At 36.6% G+C, this 26,023-nt stretch carries 22 protein-coding genes and 2 pseudogenes; 6 read left to right on the forward strand and 18 right to left on the reverse strand.

The features are described from left to right. Window positions 1-65: 65 nt before the first annotated feature. The 3 genes from BMX49_RS12800 to BMX49_RS12810 all read right to left on the reverse strand — a co-directional run bounded on the left by BMX49_RS12800 (window position 66) and on the right by BMX49_RS12810 (window position 2,172). Complete coding sequence (locus tag BMX49_RS12800; protein WP_034719506.1) at window positions 66-320, reverse strand: hypothetical protein; 255 nt, start codon at window positions 318-320, stop codon at window positions 66-68. Window positions 321-464: 144 nt separating this feature from the next. Then, window positions 465-1,160 (reverse strand): toll/interleukin-1 receptor domain-containing protein, encoded by a 696-nt coding sequence (locus tag BMX49_RS12805; protein WP_034719504.1) that lies wholly within the window; start codon window positions 1,158-1,160, stop codon window positions 465-467. 37 nt (window positions 1,161-1,197) lie between these two features. Next, entirely contained in the window at window positions 1,198-2,172 is a 975-nt protein-coding gene (locus BMX49_RS12810; protein WP_034719503.1) for a ribonucleotide-diphosphate reductase subunit beta, read from the reverse strand. Between the two features lie 407 nt (window positions 2,173-2,579). On the opposite strand from BMX49_RS12810, the gene BMX49_RS12815 reads away from it, so the two are divergent. The 4 genes from BMX49_RS12815 (at window position 2,580) to BMX49_RS12830 (ending at window position 7,392) form a co-directional block, all read left to right on the forward strand. Continuing rightward, on the forward strand, window positions 2,580-3,272 hold the full coding sequence (locus BMX49_RS12815) for an ABC transporter ATP-binding protein (RefSeq protein ID WP_034719500.1): 693 nt from the start codon (window positions 2,580-2,582) through the stop codon (window positions 3,270-3,272). Between the two features lie 60 nt (window positions 3,273-3,332). Beyond that, window positions 3,333-4,562: an ABC transporter permease gene (locus BMX49_RS12820; protein WP_034719498.1), complete on the forward strand. Its 1,230-nt coding sequence runs from the start codon at window positions 3,333-3,335 to the stop codon at window positions 4,560-4,562. 156 nt (window positions 4,563-4,718) lie between these two features. Then, window positions 4,719-5,987: an ABC transporter permease gene (locus tag BMX49_RS12825; protein WP_034719495.1), complete on the forward strand. Its 1,269-nt coding sequence runs from the start codon at window positions 4,719-4,721 to the stop codon at window positions 5,985-5,987. Window positions 5,988-6,195: 208 nt separating this feature from the next. After that, window positions 6,196-7,392 (forward strand): efflux RND transporter periplasmic adaptor subunit, encoded by a 1,197-nt coding sequence (locus BMX49_RS12830; protein ID WP_034719492.1) that lies wholly within the window; start codon window positions 6,196-6,198, stop codon window positions 7,390-7,392. Window positions 7,393-7,545: 153 nt separating this feature from the next. Here the strand turns inward: BMX49_RS12830 and BMX49_RS12835 are convergent, their stop codons facing one another. From BMX49_RS12835 to lptB, 5 genes and pseudogenes are all read right to left on the reverse strand, one after another. Next, on the reverse strand, window positions 7,546-8,157 hold the full coding sequence (locus BMX49_RS12835) for a hypothetical protein (protein WP_051803729.1): 612 nt from the start codon (window positions 8,155-8,157) through the stop codon (window positions 7,546-7,548). A gap of 57 nt (window positions 8,158-8,214) precedes the next feature. Beyond that, the gene (locus BMX49_RS12840) at window positions 8,215-8,862 is read right to left on the reverse strand and encodes an HD domain-containing protein (RefSeq protein WP_034719491.1); all 648 of its coding nucleotides are present in this window, start codon (window positions 8,860-8,862) and stop codon (window positions 8,215-8,217) included. A gap of 1 nt (window position 8,863) precedes the next feature. Further along, complete coding sequence (locus tag BMX49_RS12845) at window positions 8,864-9,454, reverse strand: hypothetical protein (protein WP_034719490.1); 591 nt, start codon at window positions 9,452-9,454, stop codon at window positions 8,864-8,866. Window positions 9,455-9,469: 15 nt separating this feature from the next. Beyond that, window positions 9,470-11,197 (reverse strand): ABC transporter ATP-binding protein, encoded by a 1,728-nt coding sequence (locus BMX49_RS12850; RefSeq protein WP_081864388.1) that lies wholly within the window; start codon window positions 11,195-11,197, stop codon window positions 9,470-9,472. A 517-nt stretch (window positions 11,198-11,714) separates the two neighbouring features. Further along, window positions 11,715-12,440, reverse strand: a pseudogene (lptB, locus tag BMX49_RS12855) (LPS export ABC transporter ATP-binding protein); the annotation flags it as partial. A gap of 139 nt (window positions 12,441-12,579) precedes the next feature. On the opposite strand from lptB, the gene BMX49_RS12860 reads away from it, so the two are divergent. Both BMX49_RS12860 and BMX49_RS12865 read left to right on the forward strand, forming a co-directional pair. Continuing rightward, window positions 12,580-13,074 carry an RNA polymerase sigma factor gene (locus BMX49_RS12860; protein ID WP_034719488.1) on the forward strand — a complete coding sequence of 165 codons (495 nt, stop codon included), beginning with the start codon at window positions 12,580-12,582 and terminating at the stop codon, window positions 13,072-13,074. Further along, window positions 13,067-13,738: a DUF8845 family protein gene (locus BMX49_RS12865; protein ID WP_034719486.1), complete on the forward strand. Its 672-nt coding sequence runs from the start codon at window positions 13,067-13,069 to the stop codon at window positions 13,736-13,738. The genes BMX49_RS12860 and BMX49_RS12865 overlap by 8 nt, the downstream gene beginning before the upstream one ends. 40 nt (window positions 13,739-13,778) lie before the next feature. On the opposite strand, the gene rpoN is transcribed toward BMX49_RS12865, so the two are convergent. The 10 genes and pseudogenes from rpoN to BMX49_RS12915 all read right to left on the reverse strand — a co-directional run bounded on the left by rpoN (window position 13,779) and on the right by BMX49_RS12915 (window position 25,817). Further along, the gene (gene rpoN / locus BMX49_RS12870) at window positions 13,779-15,254 is read right to left on the reverse strand and encodes an RNA polymerase factor sigma-54 (RefSeq protein ID WP_034719485.1); all 1,476 of its coding nucleotides are present in this window, start codon (window positions 15,252-15,254) and stop codon (window positions 13,779-13,781) included. Between the two features lie 24 nt (window positions 15,255-15,278). Further along, entirely contained in the window at window positions 15,279-15,575 is a 297-nt protein-coding gene (locus tag BMX49_RS12875) for a type II toxin-antitoxin system RelE/ParE family toxin (protein WP_034719483.1), read from the reverse strand. Further along, window positions 15,553-15,789, reverse strand: a complete 237-nt coding sequence (locus BMX49_RS12880) for a DUF2683 family protein (RefSeq protein WP_034719482.1) — start codon at window positions 15,787-15,789, stop codon at window positions 15,553-15,555. The genes BMX49_RS12875 and BMX49_RS12880 overlap by 23 nt, the downstream gene beginning before the upstream one ends. A 36-nt stretch (window positions 15,790-15,825) precedes the next feature. Then, complete coding sequence (gene asnS / locus BMX49_RS12885; protein WP_034719480.1) at window positions 15,826-17,271, reverse strand: asparagine--tRNA ligase; 1,446 nt, start codon at window positions 17,269-17,271, stop codon at window positions 15,826-15,828. 272 nt (window positions 17,272-17,543) lie between these two features. Next, window positions 17,544-18,086 (reverse strand): ribosome maturation factor RimM, encoded by a 543-nt coding sequence (gene rimM, locus BMX49_RS12890; protein WP_034719479.1) that lies wholly within the window; start codon window positions 18,084-18,086, stop codon window positions 17,544-17,546. 322 nt (window positions 18,087-18,408) lie between these two features. Next, window positions 18,409-18,951 (reverse strand): annotated as a pseudogene (locus tag BMX49_RS12895) (30S ribosomal protein S16); the annotation flags it as partial. Window positions 18,952-19,320: 369 nt separating this feature from the next. Next, on the reverse strand, window positions 19,321-19,839 hold the full coding sequence (locus BMX49_RS12900) for a membrane protein (RefSeq protein ID WP_034719473.1): 519 nt from the start codon (window positions 19,837-19,839) through the stop codon (window positions 19,321-19,323). Window positions 19,840-19,946: 107 nt separating this feature from the next. Continuing rightward, complete coding sequence (locus tag BMX49_RS12905; protein ID WP_034719471.1) at window positions 19,947-22,169, reverse strand: TonB-dependent siderophore receptor; 2,223 nt, start codon at window positions 22,167-22,169, stop codon at window positions 19,947-19,949. 153 nt (window positions 22,170-22,322) lie between these two features. Continuing rightward, window positions 22,323-23,699, reverse strand: coding sequence for an APC family permease (locus tag BMX49_RS12910; RefSeq protein ID WP_034719465.1), 1,377 nt, complete (start codon window positions 23,697-23,699; stop codon window positions 22,323-22,325). A gap of 240 nt (window positions 23,700-23,939) precedes the next feature. After that, complete coding sequence (locus BMX49_RS12915; RefSeq protein WP_034721265.1) at window positions 23,940-25,817, reverse strand: ABC-F family ATP-binding cassette domain-containing protein; 1,878 nt, start codon at window positions 25,815-25,817, stop codon at window positions 23,940-23,942. Window positions 25,818-26,023 lie beyond the last annotated feature (206 nt).

Raw genomic sequence — 26,023 nt, forward strand, 5'->3', positions numbered from 1 at the left:
TAAAACCTGTTCATAAGTTTCTGTTTAGCGCTCTCATAAATTCTTCTATAAAAGCAGAAAACTCTTTAGTTTTTATATTGCTCAATCGCCTCATCCAAAATTGTGACGAGCGCACTTTCTATTGCTATTGCTTTCTGGTTTTTGTATCTTCTCATATCACCCACGAAATTGGTGTAATAATTACTCATAAAGTCAATCTCCTTCAATATTTCTTCTGTACTAACTAATAGCTCAGTTTTAGTTTCAACGTCATTTGACAATTTAATCTTCTCTCTTAACTTTTCAAGTTGTTCAATCTGGTTTTGCGTTGCTTTTTTCATGTGCTCGATTTCTAAAAAAGATTATTTTATAGGAAATGGTTTTCAAATCCCGATGATAGTAAGTCCCATGTAAGTTTTTTAAACTTTTCTAGTTAAACGATTAAAATAAATTCGTCAAAATGTTATTGCTTATCTTTTTGATTTTCAATTCAATAAAACCTCTGGAGCAACTAATTCTGCTAACTTTGCAGCAACCTCGATCATCGATTCTTCTTTAGTAGATAATCCACTTCTTGAACCAAGTAAAGGGCTCACTTCACGTAATGCCTCATAATTTGTATTATGAATTATGGGAACAAGTAAATCTCGCGCTAGTAAAGCCGAAAGTTCTTTGTCGGCAATTCCTTCATCTTTAACACGTTTTAAAAATGAGGGTGTAACCAATACGATACCGACACGTGATTTCGCCAAACCTTTATCTATTTCACGAAGTAACGAAGATCCCAACAAAACATCTTTTTCACTAAACCAAACAGATACACCTTTAGATTCTAATAAATCGTGTAATTCTTTAGCAGCCTCTTTTCGATCATCCCAAGCATGGCAAAGGAAGACATCTCTTAAGTCAGGTAAATTAGCGCGTTGCTCGACGCTTTCACGAATCGGTGTAAGAGTACGGATTTCTGTAGGAGTGTAAAAGGTAGCTGATCCTATTGAAGACCAACGAGGTTTTAAGCTTCTTGATGAACCGCTGCTAAAACTTCTTGAGTTACTCGATGAAGAGGGATATGTCGGATAAGAATTAGAACTTCGACCGTAACTTCGACTACTGCAAGCTGGGCAGTTTGCTGCTGCACTTGATGAACGGTGACCATTTACTGGTGCTGTACATGTTGCCATAATTTTAATTTGTGTCTTTTTTTATCTTCCCTGCTAGTTAAAATAAATCGTTCGAGGTAATACTCTTATCGTGTTTGGTATAATCAACGGGTCTTTTAGCAAAGAAATCATCCATAGAATTGGCGAAAACTTCTTCCTCAAACCAAACCATCGGACGGTAATCTTCCGGCGTGATGTTGTAACGGGTTTTCATATTAATCTTCTTCAGACTGTCATCCACACGGAACTTCATGAAGTTCAATAAATTCTCTTTTGAAATATTATCAATTTCTCCCATTTCGAAAATCCAATCTAAGATTTCTTCTTCCACTTGAATCGAGTGATCAACCAATGTATAGATATCCTCAATATCAGAATCGGTTAATAAATCAGGCTGCTCTTCACGGATTTTGTTGATTAAATAAATACCAGCATTGGCGTGAATTTGCTCATCAACGGAAGTCCAGGCAATAATGTTAGAAACATTTTTCATGTAACCTTTAAATCTTGTGAACGATAAAATAATCGCAAACTGAGAAAATAAAGAAACGTTTTCAATTAAAATACTGAACAACAACAACGATGAAACATATTCTTTCTGCGAAGTCGAATTGGCGTGTTTCAAAACATTAGACAGAAAATCAATCCTCTTTTTAATGGCAGGAATTTCGATGACTTGATTGAAAGCATCGTTGTACCCTAATACTTCTAACAAACGCGAATAAGCTTCTGAATGACGGAACTCACATTCTGCAAACGTGGCTCCCAAACCATTAAGTTCCGGTTTCGGCATGTGATTGTAAAGATTTCCCCAGAAAGTTTTCACGGAAACTTCAATTTGAGCGATTGCCAATAGCGCATTCTTAATCGCATTCTTTTCATGCGGCTCTAACTGAGAGTGAAAATCTTGAACATCGGCTGTAAAATCCACTTCAGAGTGAACCCAAAACGATTTGTTAATTGCTTCCACAAACTGTAAAATTTCTGGATACTCAAATGGTTTGTATCCTATTCTTTTATCAAAAATCCCCATAGTAAAATTATTATTAAATCGTTTGCTGTTTCTAAAACGAACTAAGTCAACGACATGATTATTAGTTATTTAAATCTTGAACGCATCTCAAAAATAGAAAATTCAGTCTTTGATGCGTTCCGTACAAAAATAGAAAATGAAAGCATATAAAGAAAGGTGTAAATATTAATTCATTGACTACAAGCCGTAAAAGTTTTCCACAATCACACAGACGACGCATCTACAAAGCAATCGCAACGATTAACATCTCGAACTGATGTTTTACAACTGTATTTATTAAACACTACTTTGTAAACTTAATGAAAACAGTCTCATTATCTTAAACGTACCAAAAAAAAATAATTAAAAAGCGATCGTGTAACAATTAATTTTTTTTCGATACTTATTAATAAATTAATCCCTACTTGATGTTAGAAATTAAGGACCTCAACAAATCATACGATACTGGAAAGAGCAAGCTCCATGTTTTGAAAGGAATTAATCTTTCGATTGCGGAAGGCGAATTTGTTTCCATTATGGGAAGTTCTGGATCTGGAAAGTCGACCTTATTAAATATCATTGGGATTTTAGATTCAAAAGATACAGGCACTTATGAGCTTGACGGCATTGCGATCGAGCATCTTTCGGAGATAAAAGCTGCCGAATACCGAAGCAAATTTTTAGGATTTGTCTTCCAGTCTTTTAACTTAATTGGGTACAAAACCGCTTTAGAAAATGTAGCGCTGCCGCTCTATTATCAGAACGTCGGACGAAAAGAAAGGAATCTCAGAGCGATGGAATATCTGGCGAAGGTTGGAATTGCCGACTGGGCAACCCACTTACCTAACGAACTCTCAGGCGGACAAAAACAAAGAGTTGCGATTGCTCGTGCTTTGATTACCGATCCAAAAGTAATTCTTGCCGACGAACCGACAGGAGCTTTAGACTCAGCAACGACCTACGAAATTATGAAACTTTTGCAGGAAATAAACCGCGAAGGAAAAACAATTATTGTGGTTACGCACGAACCCGATGTGGCAGCCGAAACCAAAAGAAATGTAACGCTGAAAGATGGAATTATCGAAAGTGATGAATTCATAACTCAGAGAGTTTTAAAATAAAGTTGATTCGCAGTGAATTGTGAATTTATAAAAAAATGTTTTTAAAGAAAATTACAAATTATGTTTGACCTCGACCGCTGGAGAGAAATATTTGAATCCATTCGCAGTAATATTCTGCGGACGATTCTGTCTGGCTTCACGGTTGCGCTCGGCTTGTATATTTTCATCGTTCTTTTTGGAATTGGATCTGGATTACAAAATGCTTTTACGGAAGGTTTCGCCAGAGATGCTACCAACCTGATCACCATTTTTACAAGAAAAACAACCATTGCTTACGGTGGCTTACAATCAGATCGGCAGATTGTTTTAAAAAATGATGACTACGAACAGATTACCAGCCAAGATACCGAAAAAATAGAAAGTTCTACGCCGCGCTACTCCGCTAACATGACGGTTAAATACGGTCGCGAAAGCGGGAATTATCAAATAAGTGGCGCCAACCCTGAGGAGCAAATTATTGAAAATCGTGATTTGACGGAAGGTCGGTATCTAAGTCCTTTAGATATGAAACGAATGCAAAATGTTGCAGTGATCGGTCGAATGGTTCAGCGGGATTTAATTAAAAACGGAAGTCCGATTGGAAAAGATTTGGATATTAATGGAACCATGTTTAAAGTGGTCGGAGTTTTTTCTGATGATGGAGGTGACTTTGACGAACGCATGATTACTGTTCCGATTACTACTTTACAACAATTAAAGAAAGGATCAGATACCGTAAATACGATTTTCATCACTTACAATCCAGCCATGAAACCCGCTGATGCTATTAAATATGGTGAGCAATTAGAGAAAGAATTAAAATCAAAACATAAAGTTTCCCCCGACGATGAAAATGGGATTGTAGTTAGAAACAATGCTAAAAACATGGGCGAAACATTTCAGTTTCTGTTCATCATCACGCTGATTGTTGGTTTTATCGGCATGGGAACTTTGCTGGCTGGAATTATTGGAATTAGCAACATCATGGTTTACATTGTAAAAGAGCGAACTCAGGAAATTGGTGTGAGAAAAGCTATTGGAGCCAAGCCGAGTAGCATTGTTGGTTTGATTATGCAAGAAAGTATCGTAATCACGGTCGTTTCTGGTTTAATTGGTGTTGGACTAGGGATTTTGACTTTGACCTTAATTGACGATAGTTTAGAAAAATATTTTATTGTGGATCCATCTGTAGGTTGGGGAATTGTGATCGTCGCTTTTACAAGTTTAGTTATTTCTGGCTTGATTGCAGGATTTGTTCCGGCTTATCGAGCCAGTAGGATTAAACCGATTGAAGCGTTGAGGAGCGAGTGATGTCGGTGATGAATGATGGGTGATGGATGATGGATGATGGATGATGGATGATGGTTAACGGATAAAGGAAAATTGCTTTTAAAGATTGACGTAAAAAAAATCACTCGAAGAAATTCACAAGTGTAGTAAATTGACAGAAAAAACAAAGTTTTTTATATGAACATCATTTTCAAAATAGATACCTGGCAAGAAATTTATTATTCCCTCAAGAATAATAAGTTGCGAACGTTTCTGACCATGATTGGCGTGGGTTGGGGAATGTTCCTATTCGTGGCGCTTTTGGGTGCAGCCAAAGGAATGGAAAATGGTTTCGATAAATTGTTCTCTGGTTTTGCGACGAACTCTATTTTCCTTTGGGCGCAGAATACTACAATACCTTACGACGGATTTCCGAAAGGTAGAAAGATGGATTTGCATTTAAGTGATCTCGATTTACTACCAAAAAAAATTCAGCAGATCGATTATATTTCGCCGCAATCTTCCAGAGGAAATTTCGGAACTCCCGGCGAATCTTTTTCCAGAAACGGCAAAAATGCCACCTACACTTTGACGGGTGATTTCCCAGTCGGAAATAAAATTTCAGAAAAGAAATTGGTCTTTGGTCGGTATTTGAACGATGCCGATATTTCAGGAAATAAAAATGTAATTGTGATTGGTGAGGAAATTTATAAAAACTTCTTCGATTCGAAAAAGAATGAAAATCCCCTTGGTCAATCTGTCAATGTGAAAGGGATTTTCTTCAATGTCATCGGTGTTTTTCGCGTGAAAAAAGGCGGCGGCATGGAGAATGATCAATCGTCATTTATTCCCTTCACTACCTTTTCGAAAATGTATAACACGGGTGATAAGGTTGGCTTTTTTGCAATCGTCAGTAAACCCGATGCTGATTTAACCGTTGTTGAAGATCAGGTAAAAGCGCAACTTAAAAAGAAATACCATGTCTCGCCGGAAGACACCAACGCATTTGGTAGTTTTAATCTGGGTAAAATGTTTTTGAAGGTAACTGGATTTTTAACTGGAATGCAGCTACTAACCATCACCGTTGGATCCTTAACAATTTTAGCCGGCGTCATTGCCATCTCGAATATCTTACTGATCACCGTAAAAGAAAGAACCAAAGAAATCGGTATTCGGCGAGCCTTAGGTGCTAAGCCGGCAGAAGTAAGAAATCAAATATTATTAGAAAGTGTGGTCATCACCTTAACGTCTGGAATTCTGGGATTTATGTTAGGAATATTTTTACTCATGATTCTGAATTTTATTACCAAAGATCAAGATGCCTTTCCGTTTTATAATCCGACAGTTAATTATGGACAGGTTTTCGGAGCGATGGCGATTATGGTCGTTTTGGGTCTAATTGTCGGAATGATTCCAGCCCAGAGAGCGGTTAAGATTCGCCCGATTGAAGCTTTGAGATCGGAATAGGTATACATTATTAATCATTGATAAATTATGATTGATAATTGATAATTGATATTAGCTCAGGGATAATTTATAAATGATCTTGAATCTTTAACCGGGTTGCGACCCGACCTGAATGAAGCTCTTTTTGCGAGGAGGCACGACGAACAAAAAAGCGGGAATGGAGGGCGGAAAAGTCGCCCTAAAAAAAATTAAAAAATAAACTAAGTATATGAAAAAGAAGTTCACCTTTAAAAAAGCCCTGTATATCTTTCTAGGTTTGGTCTTTGTCGTGGCGCTGATTTCGGGAATCAGTTATCTGGTTTCTTCGAATTCGAAAGAGAGCGAGGCGTTCCTGACTAAGAAACCTTTCATCCAAAATATGGACGATAAAGTAATGGCAACGGGGAAAATTGTGCCGCGAGAGGAAATTGAAATAAAACCGAATATCTCCGGAATTATCGATAAAATCTTAGTGACGGAAGGCGACAAAGTTATCGCGGGTCAATTGGTGGCGACGATTCGAATTGTGCCGAGTATTCAGAATGTGAATGCGGCGACGCAGGAGATTAGTAATGCCAACCTACAAATCAGTAATGCTCAAATCAATGTTTCGCAGCAACAAAAGCAATTCGCCATGCAACAAAGATTGTTTTCGCAAGGCGTGATCTCTAAACAAGAATATATTTCTGCCCAGCAGCAGTTACAATCTACACAACAACAACTGAGAAATGCGCAACAACAAAGACAAACTGCTCAGAAAAATCTTCAGATCGCGAAGACTGGCGCAACGCCAGAATTAGCTGGTTTGGCGACAACTCAGATTCGGTCGAAAGCCAATGGAACAGTTTTAGAAGTTCCCGTAAAAGTAGGAAGTCAGGTGATTGAGGCCAACTCCTTTAATGCTGGAAGTACGATTTGCTCGATTGCAGATTTGAATTCCCTGATTTTTGAAGGAACGATTGATGAAGCTCAAGCTGGGAAATTAAAAGAAGGAATGGATATGAATGTGGTAATCGGTGCCTTGCAAAACAAATCGTTTCCAGGGCGTGTGACGATGATTGCACCAAAAGGAAAAGATGAAGCAGGAACGATTAAATTTCCGATTGAAGGTGATGTTTTTAATAAAACGAATGAATATATCAGAGCTGGGTTTTCCGCAAATGGCGAAATTATTTTAAGTTCTCAGAAAAATGCTTTGCTGTTGGATGAGTCTTTAATCCAATATGAAAAGGTTAACGGCAAAGATAATTCTTTCGTGGAAGTGAAACAGCCAGATGGTAAATTTAAAAAGGTGAATGTGAAACTAGGCGCTAGTGACGGAATTAACGTTCAGATATTGTCTGGAGTGACTAAAGATTCTGAAGTGAAAGTTTGGAATCCATCAGATAAAGATAAAGAGGCATTGAAAGAAAAGAAAGGTAAATAATTGATCAATTTCTTATTTTCAAAAGACGGGCTTCGGTTCGTCTTTTTTAGTTGAAAATTTCAATCGTGCGATTTCGGTAGAATTAAATCTTATAAAATCTCATCGTAACCGAAACCTTCAAATCAATCGTTAACAGAATCCAAATTGTTGGGCTTACTTTAAAACTTTTACTTTCTCGGTTTTAAATAACAAGGCGATATTTAAAAATAACAAAAGCAGTCCCAAAGTCATCCAAATCGCGGTTTTTATATTATCGAACTTCAGAGCTTCGATGCGAGATTTGGCAATGTCTGCCAACCGTGAACTTTGCACGATGTAATTTTGCACTTCGATAATCTGGTCTTCGTTTTTATTGGGAACAGAATGTTGGGAGAAATAAACCAGGTTTTTTTTACCCATATAAGCGGCAATCCAATATTGATCAGATTTCTCCATTTTCAAATAATCAATTCGGTAATAACTATTTCTAATCATACCGAGGTGGCGCGTTTCAAATCTCAAATCAGGATCAGCATCATCATTAATTTTAATGAGATAAAAATCTAAAGGAAAAGGTAATTTATTAACGACCTGAACGGTCAGAGAATCTTGTACAAACTGATCTAAACTTTTTTGAACGAAATATAAAGTGTATACCACCGCTGAAATCGCCACGATGACAATCCGAAACGCTTTTGCCCAAGATTGAAATCTACCGGTCTTTATCACGGAAAAAAGCAGACAGAAAGAAAGGAATAAAACGAGCAGAAAAAATATATAAAACATGGGGTAAAGATAAATAAAATTAGGATGTGAAAAATCGAAATTTTCACCGCTATCCTCTTATTCTACATTCCATTCCCGATAGAACTGGTCTAAAAATAGAAGCATAAAATCGTGTCGTTCTTCTGCTAGTTTTTTACCCGAATCGGTATTCATTAAATCTTTTAGAAGCAGCAGCTTCTCATAGAAATGATTGACTGTTGTTCCATTTGACTTTTTGTAGTCATCTTTCGATTGATTAATTCTAGGTGGAAGTTCAGGATGATACATCAAATTATTTTTAAAGCCACCAAAATTGAAAGTCCGCGCAATCCCAATGGCGCCAATCGCATCAAGCCGATCTGCATCTTGCACAATTTGCAATTCAATAGGTAAAACAGCTGGAACTTCTCTCCTATTTTTAAAGGAAATATTTTGAATAATGAATAAAACCTGGTCGATAATTTCTGTAGAAACAGATTGACCTTCTAAAAACTCCCGAGAAATTTTTAAAGCTAAAGTTTCGTCACCATCGTGAAATTTTGGATCAGCGATATCATGAAGTAAAGCTGCGAGTTCAACAACCTGAAGATTACACTTTTCTTCTTCGGCAATTTTCTTTGATATTTTCCAAACCCGTTCGATGTGAAACCAATCGTGTCCGGCTTCTACACCATCAAGCTTTTTCTTGACGAAGATGACTGTGTTTTCAATTAAATTCGGAGACATATTAAATTTTCTTGGCAACTTCTACGAACTGAAAAACCTGTTTCGTTTTCGGATTGTAAATAATCGTACTGCTGTTCGGAAATCTTTTCAATTTGTAATATTCTACGTTTTTATCCTTTTTAATGTCTTCTAAAAAACTCATGTCAATCGTATTTGCCGGCAAAAATTTTTGCACAAAACTCAGCTTATCAATGAATGTTTGTCCATCGATTTTCTTGGCAACCTGATCAGATTTCGCTTGATCCAAAGTTTCCTGCTGTTCCAAATAGGGAATCAAAATTTCTTTTTCAGCTTTATATTTAAAAATATACGCTGGTGAACCGTTTGGAAAAGTAAATTTCTTACCAGAAAATTCTGAAATCATGGTTGGTTCTCCATTCGGAAAAACTTCCTGAAACTGTGCATTTTCAGCATTGGTTAAAGAATTTAATGAATTACTCACTGTTTCATTCAAAGTTTCTTTAACTGCATTTTGAGCTTTTTCTTTAACGCTGGTCGTGGTTTTCTCAATCTGCTCGTTGATGGTTTCCTCTATTTTGGTACAAGATGTAACAGCAAATAAAGGTAAAAGGACAAAAATATATTTTTTCATTTTTAAATTTTAGTATTAATTTTCTTTAAAGGAACTCAGTAATTTATCGAGGTTTAAACTTCTCGCCGAGGCATCAAAAATTTCGCGATACGAGCCTTGCAAACTGATCAGTTCATCATGCGTTCCACTCTCAACAACCGTTCCCTTTTTCATCACATAAATACAATTTGAATCTAAAATCTGCGACAAAGAATGCGAAATGATGACGACGGTTCTGCCTTCTTTAATGGCATCAAGCGAGTTTTTAATCTGTTCCGTCGCAATTGCATCTAAACTTGCCGTGGGTTCATCAAGGAAGATAATCGGTGGATCTTTTAAAAACAAACGCGCAATCGCAATCCTTTGTTGTTGACCACCCGATAATTGTGTGGCATCATGCTTATATTGGTCTGGTAACTCGATAATCTGATTGTGCAAATAAGCTTTTTTTGCAGCGGCTTCTATTTCTTCAAAGCTGGCATTCATATTTCCATACCTGATATTGTCCTCAATACTTCCCTGAAAAATATGATTTTTTTGTAGAACCAAACCGATATCGTTTCGCAAAGAAGTGTTATCAAAATCATTCAAGTCAACTTCATCTAATAAAATCTTTCCCGTATCTGGTAAGTAAAATTTGCATAAAAGATTAATGATGGTCGATTTTCCAGCACCACTCAAACCAACCAGCGCCGTAGTTTTTCCATTCTCGAAGGTCATCGAAACATTGTGTAAAGCTTTGGTTCCATTCGGATAAGTGAAATCAATGTTCTTTAATTCAAATTTTCCTTTGATATTTTTTTCAACGAAAGTACCGTTGGGTTCGGTTTGATCTTCCGCATTGATGATATCAAAATAGCCTTCTGCGTAAATCATAGCATCGTTCATATCATCGTAAATCCGGTGAAGTTGACGAATTGGCGCCGAAACATTATTAAACAAAAGAATATGCAACATAATCGCCCCAATCGTCATTTGCTGATCGAGCACCAAATAAACGGTTAAAAGAATAATTAATACAACTCCGATCTGTTCGATAAAAGTTTTTAAACCATCATAAATAAAATTGGTTCTGCGGGTGAACATTTGGCTGTCCATGAGCTGCATTTGTAAATCGTACTGCTTTTTTCCTTCAAATTTTTCACGCACAAAACTTTTAATAACCATAATCGAATTGATTAAATTTAAAAGTCCTGACGTTTTTTGCTCCCGCTGATTTCTCAACTGACGCCGAACGCCAGACAGCTTTTTCGCTTGTAAAGAACTGATGGTGAAATAAATAGGAACAACAATGGTAGAAACTAAACCGACATAAGCATTTTGCATATACATGATTACTAAAGCAATCAAGGCATTTGAAAACAGGGGTAAAATATCGATAAAGAAATTCTGAACAAGTTTGGTTAAACTCTCAATTCCTCGATCAATTCTTTGTTGAAGCTTTCCGGACTCGTGATTTTCGTTGGTGTAGAAAGCGACGCTATACGTTAGGATTTTATCAATCGCCGTTTGCGCCAATACAGAACTGGTGCTGATTCTGATTTTTTCACCATAAAATTTTTGGCCAAACTGAATGAAAATATTCAGTAATTCCTTGCCTAATAAGATGGCTGAGATAACGACCAAGACGTGAATTCCATCTGCCATTGGATCTGGAAGCTGAATCAGTTCAGTAACTTCATCAACCGTATATTTTAAAACCAAAGGATTTACCTGCGCCAGTAAAGCACCAACTAAAGTCAGCGACAAAGTTCCGTAAATCATCAACCGATAAGGTTTAATGAAAGGAATCAGTTGCTGATAAATATGATAAAGGGTAATGGTTCTATTAAATGGTTTCGGCATAGTTTACACTAAAAAAAATGGAATTACTGAACCACAAAAAACTTACTATGATTCTACTTTAAAAAATTGAACCGAAGATGAACGTTTTCAATTATATGCTTTATGATTCAAAGGCAAAGCTGGTTAGATAGCGCAATTCTGGTTTGCTGAGAATATTTGAATTGACCTGTGCAGTTTCTAAAGTATAATTTAAATTGATTTCCTTCTTTTGAAATAGAAATGAATTGTTGGAATTTTTATCAACCACTTCATTAAAGATATGTTCGATTTCAGAATTGGCTAAAGAAGCAAAACTGATATCTTCAAAACCATACATTACCCGCAGACTGTCGCTCTCCTGAAAATGATCATCGACAAAAGACTGAAATTGTCTTTTAGAATCGAAATTTCCAGCCCAGATATTATAGACGAATGATCTTCTCTTCGGCTTGTTCAAAATATCCTGGTACACGAAGTTTTCACCCAGATAAGCATCCCGAACCTGTGGATCATTAGCCAAATCGTGCGGAAGTCCTTCTTTCAAAATCCTACCTTCAAACATAATATAAGTCTTGTGCGTAATCGCTAAAGTCTGTTGGACGTTGTGATCTGTAATTAAAATTCCAATATTTTTATCAACCAAGCTTCGTACAATTTTCTGAATATCTTCGACGGCAATCGGGTCAACTCCCGCAAAAGGTTCATCGAGTAATATAAAATTCGGGCTGGTTGCCAAACAACGTGCAATCTCAGTTCTTCGTCTTTCACCTCCAGACAATAAATCGCCACGGTTTTTTCGAACATGTTCCAGAGAAAACTCTTCGATCAGTTCGTCGCATTTCATTTGTTGTTCGCGCTTTGAAAGCTTAGTCAATTGCAGAACACCCAAAATATTATCCTCTACTGAAAGTTTTCTGAAAACGGATGCTTCCTGCGCCAGATAGCCGATTCCATTCTGAGCACGACGGTACATCGCATCATTGGTTATCTCTTTATTATCTAAAAAAACTTTCCCAGAAGTTGGTTTCACCAAACCGACAATCATATAGAAACAAGTAGTTTTTCCAGCACCGTTCGGACCGAGAAGGCCGACGATTTCGCCCTGTGCAACTTCCACAGAAACGCCTTTTACCACTTTTTTAGGACCGTATTCTTTAATTAAATTTTCTCCGCGTAGAATCATGAGGCAAATATAATAAATTACATGGTAGCTTAAGTGAAAACCTGAAAGCATCCGCGCTGAAATTATAGGATAAATATTGAATTTATATTAATTTCATTTAAAAAAATTTATCTTCGCTCTTTACAAAAATCTTCAAAGTTTGAGTGCCAAAGAAAAAGAATTCGCAAAACTAATTAAAGATAATCAAGGTTTGATTATCAAGGTTTCGCGGCTCTATACCAATACTTTGGAAGATGAGCAAGATCTTTTTCAAGAGATTGTGTTACAACTTTGGCGTTCTTACGACTCATTCAAAGGACAGTCGAAAATTTCTACGTGGATGTACAGAGTTGCTTTGAACACAGCAATTACGCTCTTTCGAAAGAAAACAAAATCACCGCAAACGGACGAATTGATGGATTTTCATCACAGTGAATTTCTGGAAATTGATGATGAAAAACAGCAGCATATTTCAACGCTATATAAAGTGATCAAAATGCTACCGAATGTGGAACGAGCGATTGTCACCATGTATCTGGACGATTTACCGTACCGCGATATTGCAGAAAACTTAGGAATTACCGAGGTTAATGCCAGAGTGAAAATGAATCGATTGAAGAAAACTTTAAAACAATTAATGGAAAAACATGCCTGAATTTGATTTAGATAGTTTCAAAAAAACTTGGCAACAAGAACCTGTTGAACCAAAATACAATACCAGCGAAATTGAATCGATGCTGAATAAATCGTCGCGGAACTATGTGAAATATATTTTATGGATCAGCATCGTAGAATTTTTACTGATTCTGGGCGCCAATTTATACTATACTTTTTTGGGCGAAGACACCACTGATTTGATGAGTGTTTTAGGGAAGTTAGGCATTACAGATTCAGTCAGTTTTGAAAGTACAATTTCTCAACTTTACCTCATATTAAAGATGGTCAGTTTAGCGCTGACGGCAGTTTTCGTTTATTTATTTTATCAAAATTATCGGAAGATTAATATTGAATCAAACCTTAAAAAATTGATTCTGCAAATCATTAAGTTTAAAAAAACCGTACAGTTATTCATACTGGCGAATATTGTTTTGGTGATTTTATTCACTGCGGTTTTGGGAATCTTTATTTCAATGGTTTTGGCGGAACAACATATTCAACTGGATAGTGACACCAAGTTTGGTTTCATCGCCGGATTAATTTTAACTATGGGAATCAGCGTGCTATTAATCTGGTTTTATTACCGCGTTGTTTATGGATTTATCTTAAGACGATTAGGCAGAAATTTACAACAGCTCCAAAATATAGAAGAGGGAAATTAATTAAAATTCCCCTCTTCTTTAAATTTCTATAAAGTATTATTTACAATTCTTTTCTCAAACGCGCTACCGGAATATTCAACTGTTCACGATATTTTGCAATCGTACGTCGGGCAATATTGTAACCTTTTTCTTTTAAAAGACCTACCAATGCGTCATCGGTATACGGTTTTCTTTTGCTCTCCGCATCGATGATATCCATCAAGTGGGTTTTAATTTCTTTGGTAGAAACCTCTTCGCCATCATCGTTGGTCAATGAATCAGAGAATAAACTTTTCAAATAAACAATTCCGTTCGGAGTATCGGCATATTTGCTTTTTACCACTCTAGAAATTGTAGAAATATCAAAACCAGTAATATCTGCAACATCCTTCAAAATCATCGGTTTCAATGATTTGTCATCGGCCGTAATGAAATATTCTTTCTGCAACTTTACAATCGCTGAAATCGTTTGCAACAAAGTGTTCTGACGCTGGTTAATAGCATCGATATACCATTTCGCTGCATCTAATTTCTGCTTAATGAACAAGGCTGCTTGTTTGTGTTCAGCTGATTTTTTGTCGTGAGAATAAGTGGTTAAAATATCTTTGTATTCATCTGAAACTCGCAGCGAAGGTGCATTTTTGCTATTCAAAGAAGGAATTACATCAACGCCTCTTGGACCATTGTCTTTGACGGTGATTAAGAAATCTGGTATAATTTCCTGGTTAATGGTAATTGTTTGGGTATCGAAATTCCCACCAACTCGGGGCGACAGGTTTGAAATTACATCTAATGCGTCTTTCAAATCTTCTTCTTCAATATCGTATTTCTGAATAATCTTGTTGTAATGTTTGTTCGTCAAAGCATCAAACTGATTTCTCAAAATAGTCGCTGCTAAAGTAACCGATTTATCACCACTGACTTTTTTCTCGATCTGTAATAAAAGACATTCTTGTAAACCTCTAGCGCCAACGCCAGACGGATCTAATTTTTGAACGTAGTTTTCTAAGATTTCAGTCACTTTTTCTGGCGTGGTAACCAGCGATTGGGAGAAGGCTAAATCGTCAACCAACTGCTTCACTTCTCTACGAAGATAGCCGTCGTTATCAAGGTTTCCAATAATGTATTCAGCGATTTTTAAATCATCGTTATCAATATTGGCCAAATAAATTTGTTCCAGAAGATAATCGTATAAAGATTGTCCTTCTGTCAAGAGTGCCTGATTATCAAACTCCTCGTCGTCAGCAGAATAATTATTAGCAGATGATTTGTAAGCGGGTTCATCATCAAAAATATAATCGTTTACGTCGAAATCGGTGTCGATACTTTCGTTGCCTTCCTCTTCAAAACTGTCATCGCTTGAAAATTCATCTTCTTTATTTTCTTCCTTCACTTTTTCCAGCGCAGGATTCTCTTCCAGTTCCCGCTCCAATTCTTCTTCAAATTCCAGCGTATGTAGTTGTATCAACTTCATCAATTGAATTTGTTGTGGAGCCAATTTCTGACCGAGGCGCAATTGAAAGTTTTGTTTTAACATCTTTTATATTAACCTATATTTTATTTAAATTTCTAAATTCTCTGGATTTCTTCGGTTGTCCCAAAAGGAAAGTATTTTGATAATATTGCCTTCAATCGTATAAAAAAGAGAGAAGTTTTCTAATATCAAAATTCTTCGAACGGTATCAAATTCTTCCAATTCTTCACCCATCAAGATATTCTTCTTCAGCAGGGATAGTTTTTTAGTGGTTTCCTTACTGATTTTTTTGGAATAAACATTTGATTGATTATGTTTGATCCAAAATTTTAAGATATCTGCATTTTCTCTTTTTGCGTGTTCAGTCCATTTGATTGATAACATCTTCAAAAAATTGATTGGCTTCTTTTTCACTAACTAAGTTTCCTTTTTCCGCATCAACTAATCCTTTTAGAATTGAATTCTTCGCTTGATTTGAAATATTTATTCTCACCATTTCTTTTTGTTCACTTTTGAAACGAATTTTCATTTCTTCTAAAAGTGATTTTAAAATACTTAGCTGTTTTTGATTCTCAGGATATACAATCAAATTTTCCATGGACTGTCATTTCTAACAAAGTTAATATAATTAAATTTAAAACTCCGCACTATGAGGCGTTCTTGGGAAAGGAATTACATCTCTAATATTCGTCATTCCTGTTACGAAAAGAATTAGTCTTTCTAAACCAAGTCCGAAACCTGCGTGTGGCACAGAACCGAATTTACGGGTATCCATGTACCACCAAAGCTCTTCTGCATCAACGTTCATGTCTTTCATTTTGGCTTGCAGAATATCGAATTTATCTTCTCTTTGAGAACCTCCGATGATTTCGCCAATTCCTGGGAATAAAACATCCATGGCAGCAACGGTTTTTCCATCTTCATTAAGTTTCATGTAGAAAGCCTTGATCTCTTTTGGATAATCAAAAAGAACCACTGGACACAGGAAATGTTTTTCAACCAAGAATCGTTCGTGCTCACTTTGTAAATCGGCACCCCATTCTTCAATCGGATACTGAAATTTACCTTTCTTATTTTCTTTGGAATTTTTAAGGATCTCAAATGCTTCCGTATAAGATACTCTTTTAAATCGTTTTTGAAGAACGTTTTGTAATTTCTCCAACAAACCTTCCGAAGCTCTGTCTTTTTCTGGTTTTTGTTTTTGCTCGTCTGCAAATCGTTTATCTAAAAACTCCAAATCATCTTTGCAATTTTCTAAAACATAAGTGATGACGTATTTTAAGAAATCCTCAGCCAGATCGATATTGTCTTCTAAATTATTGAAGGCAACTTCAGGTTCTACCATCCAGAATTCCGCGAGGTGACGCGTAGTGTTGGAGTTTTCTGCCCGGAATGTTGGTCCGAAAGTATACACTCTTCCCAAGCCCATCATCGCAGTTTCTACGTTCAATTGACCAGAAACTGTTAAGTTGGTTTTCTTACCAAAGAAGTCTTGGTTAAAATCAATCGCACCGTTTTCGTCGCGTGGAATTGCATTTAGATCAAAGTTGGTAACGCCAAACATTTCACCAGCTCCTTCTGCATCTGCGCCAGTAATTACGGGCGTGTTCATGTAAAAAAATTGGTTCTGATTGAAGAACTGATGAATCGCAAAACTTACCGAACTTCTCACGCGAAAAATCGCGCTGAATAAATTGGTGCGAAAACGCAAATGCGCTTGCTCACGTAAAATTTCTAAGGAATGCTTCTTGGGTTGAAGTATTGTTTTATCTCTTTCCTCCGTAAAGTTATCGCCTAAAATTGTAATTTTCTTGGCAATGATTTCGATATTTTGACCAGCTCCTTGGCTTTCAACCACTTCGCCAACGATTTTCAGTGAGGCAGCATTGCTGATGTTTTTAAGAATGCTTTCATCAAATTGTTCGAAGTCAACCACAATCTGTAAGTTGTTAATAGTCGAGCCATCATTCAAGGCAATAAAGCGGTTGGAGCGAAATGCCCGAACCCAGCCTTGCACGGTAATGTCGTGATGAATTAGTTTTTTATAATCTCCTAATAATTCTTTAATTGTCGTTCTCATATTTACTTAAAATCAATAGATGCAAACTTACTAAAAATTGGCGTAATTCTTGATGAAAGGAAAAATTTTTAGCAAAGAATTTCTGGAAAATTTGGAACTGATTTTTGAAGAAATACGGAGTTGCGACCCGACTTGAACGGAAATCCTTTTTTCGGCAGGCCTTTGGAAAGGGCGAAAAAAGATTGGGAGTGGAAGGCGGAAATGTTCGCCCAAAAAAATAAGGAAATTAGCTTTTGACTACAGTAAATAGGCAGTTAAAAAAAACACAATTTTTACTCGTCCTTCTTAGACGGAATTAAGAAAACATCCATCAAACCTTCTGGCAGTGACATTTTAATGAATTTCTCCTCACGGTTTAATTCAAGGATCCAATCTCTGATAATAGGAATCACGATTTGTTTCCCGCCTAAATCCAACACGAAATAGTGCTGCCCAGTTTGGTCATTGATCGTCTCGATAATTCCACAAGATTTACCATCTTCTTCGCGGATTTCAAAGCCGACCACTTCATGGTAATAGAATTTATTGCCAGTAAGTTTTGGCAAGCCAGTGAGCGGCAAGTAAACATCTTTACCTACAACTTGATCCACCAAAGCTTCGGTAGAATTTTTGAAAGAAACAATCAGCGTTTCGCCTTTGCTCCAAGATTGTTTTGCAATAAAAAAAGGCACCAATAAGCCGTTGATATCAACGAATATCGAACTTAACTTGGTGTACATTTCAGGTTGATCGGTATCGAGCTTCAGGAATACATTTCCGTGCAATCCGTGTCTGCGGGTAACTTTACCTAAAAAATAGCAATCGTCTTTTTTCATGGTGCAAATATAAAGGGTTTTAAAATAATAAAGGCGTCAAAAAATGACGCCTCCATAATTCTTAATATAAGAAATTTTATTAAGCTTTAGCTTCGTCAGCACCTTCTTCAGTTTCTTTGTCGTCGCTTCCAGTCAATTTTTCAGTTACGTTTGCTACTGTTTCTTTTACAGAATCAACAGCTCCTTCTACTGCAGCTGCAGCTGTACCTAAAGATTCAGCAACAGTTTCTACCACAGTTTTTTCTTCTGTAGCTTCTTCTTTTACTTCTTCAACTGGTGCATTTTTAGCATCTTCAGCCGCTTTTGCTTCTGCATCTTTAGCATCTTGTGCTGCTTTTGCTTCTGCGTCTTTGGCATCTTGAGCCGCTTTTTCTTCAGCTAATTTAGCGTCAGCTTCAGCTTTTGCATCAGATTCAACTTTAGCAGCAGCATCCAATCTTCCTTGGTTTACCTTTGCTTCAGCGTCTAAGGCAGCTTTTTTTGCATCATCTTTCGATTTTGCTAAACCGTCTTTTTTACCAAGAACTTGTTGGTCTTTTCCTTCTAACCAAGTTGCGAATTTGCTGTCTGCTGCTTCCTGATCGAAAGCACCTTTAGCAACTCCACCTTGTAAGTGTCTTTTGTAAAGAACTCCTTTGTAAGAAAGAATAGCACGAGCCGTGTCAGTTGGTTGCGCTCCGTTGTTTAACCATTTTACTGCAGCATCTACGTTAAGTTCGATAACAGCTGGGTTAACAATTGGATTGTAAGTACCGATTTTTTCGATGAATTTACCATCTCTACTTGCTCTTGCATCGGCAATTACGATGTGGTAGAAAGGTTTACCTTTTTTACCGTGTCTTTGTAATCTAATTTTTACTGACATAAATGTTTGATTTTGTGGGAACTCGTCCCGATTAATTAGTGGGAACTCGTCCCGATTATTTATAAGGGTGCAAAGATAACTTTTTTTTCTAAATCGGCAATTGATTAAGACGGATTTCTATCTTGAAATATCTTCAATTTTTAGGAGCCGAGAACCTGCTTTCCGCTGTATCTTTTACTCCACTAAAGTTTCATAAAAGGATGTCGCTGCACTCAGGGCTATCAGATTGGACTGATAAAAGATTTCAGGCTCTAGAATTCACCATGAAGATTTCATTAGAAAGGTAGAAATCATTGAGCTTCAATGAAACTCTTGGTGTGCTTTCTTTTTTGAACTTTTGTGGCTTTTGTGGCTTTTATGATTCAACCATTATTGAAAGAACACCATAATCACCGCCAAAACAAATCCGATTCCGGCGTAAATCATACCGCGACGGAAAGCTTTAGATTTAAAATTAAACATCCAGAAAGAAGAAATTACAAAGAAGAAAAGGGTTAGTCCGAAAACGGTATTCAAGGTGGCGTACCGGTGCGTAGAAGTCGATTTATGCAACTGATTAAATTTCTCTAAAACAAAAGGGAATTGCATTTTAGTATATTTTGCTTCGCCCGTTTTAGCATTATAGGTTCCTTCTTTAAAGGTTTTCAAATCGCCGTCACCTGCTTTAAACTCCACATTTTTCATTTTAATTTCTTTAGCCAATTCCTTTTCAGTCATGTTTAGTTTTAAGACGACATCGTATTTGTTTTCTGACTTTAAAAAATTGGTATCGCGGTAAATTAAAAGAACGCCGCTCAAGGCATAAACGGCCATAATGCCGGCGGCGAAATAGCCTAAATAGCGGTGTGTAATCCGCATGAATGATTTGGTATCTTTAATTGCTGCCATCGTTTTCTGTTTTTTTGATTGATATGTTGACCTCTTTAATAACAGAAGTGGAAACCGAAATTTCCACTGCTCTTATTATAAATATTAAATGATATGAAGTATTTTTATTACAGTTTATAAGTCAAGGTCACGTAAAAGTTTCTTGGCGTGATTGGGTTAACCGAATAATTCTCATGGTAATTATAGTTCACAGAATCAAACAAGTTTCCAACTTTCCCCATTACGGAGAATTTCTTCCAGTCGTATCCAGCAGAGATAGACGCGGTCACATAATCATCAACTTCCAAAAATCTTGAAACTCCGTTTCTTTCTTTATCGGTTTTCTTCGTATCATTCCAACCTGCGATTCTATCGCCGATGAAATAAACGCTGGCGCCTAATTTCAAACCTTTCACATAATTGTTGAAGGTATAGAAAACGGAAGCATTAGCTGTAGTTGCTGGTGTTCGTACCAATCTTTGATTTTCTACATATCCAAAATCAGCTGGCGTATCTAAATAAACCGAATGGTTATAAGAAGCTCCGGCGATAATCGATAAGTTCGGGTAAGGATTTCCGGTGATGTCTAGTTCAACACCTCTACTTCTCATTTTACCGGCAAATTCTTTCACGTCTTTTCCTGGAGTAGAATATTCAACGCTTTGATAAAAATTACGATTTTCTATTTGATAAAGCGATAGATTTAAAGCTACAGCATCATTCCAAAAATTCTTTTTCATTCCTAACTCAAACTGATCAATGATCGATGGCTTAAGCGAAGAATCATTCACATCAACTCCGGTATTTGCAACGAAGGAATTGGTGTAGGTAGCGAAAAGTGATAGGTTCGTATTTGGCATATAAACCAACCCTGCTTTGGGTGAAAACGCTCTATTTACAGAACCTGCAGAATTTTTGCTATCGTTGGTTACAAAATTTTTCTTTTCAGAATCTTTGTTCTCGATATAAGAATATCGCAAACCAGCCAATACTTTAAATTTATCTGAGAGCTCTATAAAATCCTGTGCATAGATTCCAAATCTCTGGGTCGGAATTCTATTTCTGTCATTTTTAATGGATTCTGGCATTGCACCAGCCGCCCAGCTTGAAGGATCATCTAAGTAAATTGTGCCATTTGCAGCTCCATTTGTTCCGTGGAATAATTTACGATCGATTAGTTTACCAGAGGCTTTATCTAAAAAAGTATACGAATCGGTAGTTCCATAATCTCCATCGGAGCCGACTAATATTTTATGATTAACACTTCCGGTTTTGAACTCACCATTCAAATTAACTTGTAACGAGGTGTAATTTTGTTCGGTATAGGATTTACCCAAAGGTCTTTTCCAGTTCAATCGATTGGCATTGTCATATTCCCACTGAACTCTTTCTGTAGCAAAATAATCCTTGGTGTAGTTTTGATAAGAAGCCACAGCATTTAAAGTCCAAACATCATTAAACTGATGATTAAAAGTAATTCCGGTTGTAGCTTGTTGCACATTTTGGTACTGCCAGTCTGCACCGACAAAAGCGTTTCTCGGCAACAAAGTGTTCATGGAGTACGACTCATCTTTATTGGTAATGGACCCAACTCCAAAATCCGGCGTAAAATCATTCTTTAAATAATCTGCTTCTACAATCAACTGAGAATTTTCTCCGATATTGAATAAGATAGAAGGATTGAAGTAATATTTTTCAGACTCCACCACATCTCTGAAGCTATCTGCTTTTTCATAAGCCCCATTTACTCTGAAAGCAATACTTTTTGACAAAGGACCGTATAAATCGACGGTTGGCTTGTAAGAATTCCAGCTACCTCCACTAAAACCGACAGTTCCACCATTGGCAAACCTTGGTTTTTTGGTAATTAAATTCACAACTCCACCTGCAGCAACGTTTCCGTACAACATGGCATTTCCGCCTTTTAAAACCTCTACTCTTTCTAGCCCAGAAACTTCAGGAAAAACTCCGCTGTTCACTCTGGCACCGTTTTTAAAAATGTTATCGTTTCCGAAGTTGAATCCACGTCCACCAAAACTATCTTGAGAGTTTCCTCTCGAGGACGTAATATATAGACCGTTGACATTTTGAAGAACATCGCTCAATTGTTTTGATTGTTGCTGCTCAATAATTTCATGCGTAACAATGGCAACTGGCTGCGGATTTTCCATTATCGTCAAATTTGACTTTGATGACATTGGCTTTGCAATGTTAGGATTACCAGTTTTGTGAAGATTGATATCTTCAATTTGCTGAATTCTAATGGTATCACTTTCTGGCTGAAACTGCATCTGTGCGCTAAGTGACGAGACAATTAGTAAAGCTCCAAGTGAAATAATCTGTTTTTTCATAGGACGTTTTTATTTAGACTGAATTAAAATAACGATGCAAAAGTAAAAAACGATTTGCTAATAGACAAGGCTATTTGTAATTATTCTAAATAAACTTTAAAACAGGTGTTTAATTCATTGAAAATGAGAAAAATAAATGAAGAATGACTTTTATCAGTTTCTGCGCATGAGCACAAAACCTGTCAGAAGAAAGATGAGATTAATGATAAAATAGGTGATTCCATTTTGTGCACTTGCTGTTCCGAAGAGGACAATTACGATTCCAAGAACTGCAATGATGGCCATCACCTTTTTAATTAATGAATTCGTTGAAAATAATTTCTTTTTAAATAATTGAAACAGGCCTAAAAACAAAGCACCGTTAACCAAATAAATAAAGATGATTGGGATTGCAGAAATATCAAAATTTCTTGATGTGAAAAAAGAATGCGTATTGGTGATGTAATAAATGAAAAGATAGAGGATAATAATGACTGTGCCGAAAATCGCACTATTTACAGGCATTTTAGTTTTCTCATCAACTTTACTTAGGTTCAGAAACTTTGTAGATTTTTCCAAATTCGAAAACTGATAAGGAACTCGAATCGTGGCTAGTAATAAACCATTAGAAGTTCCTAGAACAGAAATAATAATGAACAACTGCATTAATAAAGCACCCGAGTTGGAGGCGATTTTTCTCGCAAACTCCGTGATGTAAGTGTCTTTTAACTGAATGATTTCTGCACCACTCATTCGGAACACGATTCCTAAATAATATGCGATATAAATCACCATCACGGAAATGGTTCCTATAATTAATGCTTTCGGTAAGTTCTTACTTGAGTTTTTAATCTCGCCCGAAATCTGCGTCGCGATATACCAACCATCAAAAGCAAAGGAAATCGGAATAAAACTGGCAGCAACCAAGAGGATAAAGGATTGGTTTTGTAGGCCACTTCCAACTTGCGTAAAAGTGTTAACCGCGCCTACATCACCTTTAAATAAACTTAATATTCCGAGAGAGGCAATAAAAATTAGAGGTAAAACTTTCAGCACTGTAGTCATCTGCTGAAAAATGCCGCTACTCTTCGGTCGCAAAATATTGATGAAAAAGAAAATGATAAGATTAACCAAACCAATTAGAGCGAAATGCAAAGGTGTTGGCGAAAAGTTGATGAATTCTGAAATTAAGTGGGCAATATAAATCCCAGACACGGTGAAAAGGACGGCGGTTAAAGCCGGATAAAACAAGCTCATGTACATCCATCCTACAAAATAACTGGCGGTTTGGCCGAATCGATAATTTACATAATTCAAGATTCCGCCACCTTGTGGTAAAAGCTCAGCATAGTTTGCCATTGAAATGCCGGCAAATACAACACTGATCCCAACGATTAGAAAACCTAAAAGTCCAGCGAGGACATTTCCTTGCGTCGCGGATAAAACGTCATCAACTTTAAAGAAAATACCAGATCCAATCACTTGTCCGATCACCATCGAAATGGCGGTAAAGAGTCCGTATTTTGCTTCAAGTTTTTGATCGTTGCTCATTCTAAAAATTATTTGACAGCAAAGAACGCAAAAGCTTTTTAGATATTAAATGAAAAGTGATGACACCTCAATTTAATCTTTTGATATTTTTTACTGAATTTGCTAAAAAAATATTATGAATGTTCCTTTGTTTTTTTAAGTTTTGTCTAGAGCCAACTTCTACCATAAAACAAAAACGGGTTAAAGCCCGTTCCTATTTAATATTTTGAAAAGAAAAATTCGTTAATTCGTGGCTTCTGATTAATCCTGCAGTTCCAACCAACGCATTTCTAACTCCTGAAGTTTATCGGCAATCTTTTCTAATTCGCTGGAGAAAACAGAAATCTTTTCGTACTCCGTTTCATTGTTGAGCTTTTCCAGAATTTCCGCGCGTTGTTTTTCCAACTTAGGCATTTCTTTATCGATGTCTTTCAACTCCTTTTGCTCTTTGAACGATAATTTTTTTACAGGCTCAGCAGAACTGGACTGAACGGTTTCAACTTTCTTGACAGCTTCTACAACTGCAGCAGCCACTTTCTTATTTTGTTCTTGTGATTTTTTTTCGCGATACTCTGAAAAGTTCCCAACAAAATCCTTGATTACTCCGTCGCCTTCAAAAGCTAAAACGTGATCTACAATACGATCCATGAAATATCTATCGTGTGAAACAATAATCAAACTGCCCTGGAACTGCAAAAGGAAATTTTCTAAAACCGTCAAAGTTGGAAGATCCAAATCATTGGTCGGCTCATCGAAAATCAAGAAGTTTGGATTCTGATACAAAACATGCATCAAATGCAGACGACGTTTTTCACCTCCCGAAAGTTTCGAAATAGGCGCATATTGTGTTTGATCATCAAATAAGAAAAGACGCAAAAACTGCGAGGCAGAGATCGTTCTTCCGTTTGCTAACGGGAAATTTTCTGAAATATCTTTAATGAAGTCAATCACTCGTTGATCCTCTTTATACTTTAATCCTTTCTGGGCGAAATAACCGAACTTAATTGTTTCTCCAGTTTCAATTGAGCCGGAATCATAAGGTTCTAAACCTTGAATAATATTTAATAACGTTGATTTTCCAGCGCCATTTTTACCAACAATTCCAACTTTTTCACCACGTTGAAACTGGTAAGAGAAATCTTTCAGTAATAAATTATCTCCGTAGCTTTTGCTGATATCGTGTAATTCTAAAATCTTAGTTCCAAGACGCTTCATTTCAAAATCAAGTTCCAACTTTTCTTTTCGAGTGTCGGTTTTTGCAACTTTTTCAGTTTCATAAAAATCATCTTGTCGTGATTTCGATTTCGTAGTACGTGCTTTAGGTTGACGACGCATCCACTCCAACTCCTTTCTGTAAAGGTTTTGCGCTTTGTCAATCGTAGAGTTCATATTGTCTTCACGAATAATTTTATTCTCCAAATACGTCGCATAACTTCCGTTGTGAACGTATAAATTAAAATCTTCAATCTCCCAAACAATATCACAAACCGCATCCAAGAAATATCTATCGTGAGTTACCAAAAGTAAAGTCACCATCGCTTTAGACAGATAATTTTCTAACCATTCGACCATGTCCACATCCAAATGGTTGGTCGGCTCATCCATGATCAACAAAGTGTGACGGTGCTGAGCGCGTGTTTCAACCAAAAGTTTTGCCAGGGCAACTCTCTTAATCTGACCACCAGAAAGAGTTTTCATTTTGGAAGTTAAGTCCGTAATTTTCAACTGAGTCAAAATCTGACTCATCTCATTTTCCAAATCCCAAGCTTCGTGAATTTCCATTTCATTCAGCGCTTTATCCATATCATCAGGATTCTCAGAAATTAATGCGTGATGATAATTCTTCAACGCCATAATCGGAGCTGAATCCAAAGTCATCATAAATTCCTCCACATTCAGTTCGCCTTCAAAATCAATTTCCTGGTCAAATAAAACCACCTGAATATCTTTATTAATGACGACTGTTCCTGAATCAGCAATTTCCTTGTTCATTAAAATTTTGAGCAAGGTCGATTTCCCGGAACCGTTTTTGGCTACGATGGCAATTTTATCGCCTTCATTAATATGAAAAGTAATGTCTCGGAAAAGGGTCTTTACTCCGTAAGATTTCGTAAGGTTTTCGGCTGAAATGTAATTCATTATGTATTGGGACTGATTGATTTTGAAAGGTGCAAAAGTACGGAAATTAAATGAGTAAGAATTAGAGAAGAGAAGATGCGAAGAGATGTAAAAGAAGAACCATTTTTCTAAAATTTTCAATGAAGAATTAACTTTAGTCGCAATAAGACTCATTTATAAAATAAATGTAAATCCTAAGTCGGTTTTTTGCAGAATTGTTTAGCTTA

The sequence above is a fragment of the Kaistella antarctica genome (genome assembly GCF_900109615.1).
In the GTDB taxonomy this organism is placed as follows: domain Bacteria; phylum Bacteroidota; class Bacteroidia; order Flavobacteriales; family Weeksellaceae; genus Kaistella; species Kaistella antarctica.

Coding starts and splice junctions, on each gene's coding strand:
- BMX49_RS12800 (WP_034719506.1), bottom strand. CDS start 320: ATGAAAAAAGCAACGCAAAACCAGATTGAACAACTTGAAAAGTTAAGA.
- BMX49_RS12805 (WP_034719504.1), bottom strand. CDS start 1,160: ATGGCAACATGTACAGCACCAGTAAATGGTCACCGTTCATCAAGTGCA.
- BMX49_RS12810 (WP_034719503.1), bottom strand. CDS start 2,172: ATGGGGATTTTTGATAAAAGAATAGGATACAAACCATTTGAGTATCCA.
- BMX49_RS12815 (WP_034719500.1), top strand. CDS start 2,580: ATGTTAGAAATTAAGGACCTCAACAAATCATACGATACTGGAAAGAGC.
- BMX49_RS12820 (WP_034719498.1), top strand. CDS start 3,333: ATGTTTGACCTCGACCGCTGGAGAGAAATATTTGAATCCATTCGCAGT.
- BMX49_RS12825 (WP_034719495.1), top strand. CDS start 4,719: ATGAACATCATTTTCAAAATAGATACCTGGCAAGAAATTTATTATTCC.
- BMX49_RS12830 (WP_034719492.1), top strand. CDS start 6,196: ATGAAAAAGAAGTTCACCTTTAAAAAAGCCCTGTATATCTTTCTAGGT.
- BMX49_RS12835 (WP_051803729.1), bottom strand. CDS start 8,157: ATGTTTTATATATTTTTTCTGCTCGTTTTATTCCTTTCTTTCTGTCTG.
- BMX49_RS12840 (WP_034719491.1), bottom strand. CDS start 8,862: ATGTCTCCGAATTTAATTGAAAACACAGTCATCTTCGTCAAGAAAAAG.
- BMX49_RS12845 (WP_034719490.1), bottom strand. CDS start 9,454: ATGAAAAAATATATTTTTGTCCTTTTACCTTTATTTGCTGTTACATCT.
- BMX49_RS12850 (WP_081864388.1), bottom strand. CDS start 11,197: ATGATTTACGGAACTTTGTCGCTGACTTTAGTTGGTGCTTTACTGGCG.
- BMX49_RS12865 (WP_034719486.1), top strand. CDS start 13,067: ATGCCTGAATTTGATTTAGATAGTTTCAAAAAAACTTGGCAACAAGAA.
- rpoN (WP_034719485.1), bottom strand. CDS start 15,254: ATGTTAAAACAAAACTTTCAATTGCGCCTCGGTCAGAAATTGGCTCCA.
- BMX49_RS12875 (WP_034719483.1), bottom strand. CDS start 15,575: ATGTTATCAATCAAATGGACTGAACACGCAAAAAGAGAAAATGCAGAT.
- BMX49_RS12880 (WP_034719482.1), bottom strand. CDS start 15,789: ATGGAAAATTTGATTGTATATCCTGAGAATCAAAAACAGCTAAGTATT.
- asnS (WP_034719480.1), bottom strand. CDS start 17,271: ATGAGAACGACAATTAAAGAATTATTAGGAGATTATAAAAAACTAATT.
- rimM (WP_034719479.1), bottom strand. CDS start 18,086: ATGAAAAAAGACGATTGCTATTTTTTAGGTAAAGTTACCCGCAGACAC.
- BMX49_RS12900 (WP_034719473.1), bottom strand. CDS start 19,839: ATGGCAGCAATTAAAGATACCAAATCATTCATGCGGATTACACACCGC.
- BMX49_RS12905 (WP_034719471.1), bottom strand. CDS start 22,169: ATGAAAAAACAGATTATTTCACTTGGAGCTTTACTAATTGTCTCGTCA.
- BMX49_RS12910 (WP_034719465.1), bottom strand. CDS start 23,699: ATGAGCAACGATCAAAAACTTGAAGCAAAATACGGACTCTTTACCGCC.
- BMX49_RS12915 (WP_034721265.1), bottom strand. CDS start 25,817: ATGAATTACATTTCAGCCGAAAACCTTACGAAATCTTACGGAGTAAAG.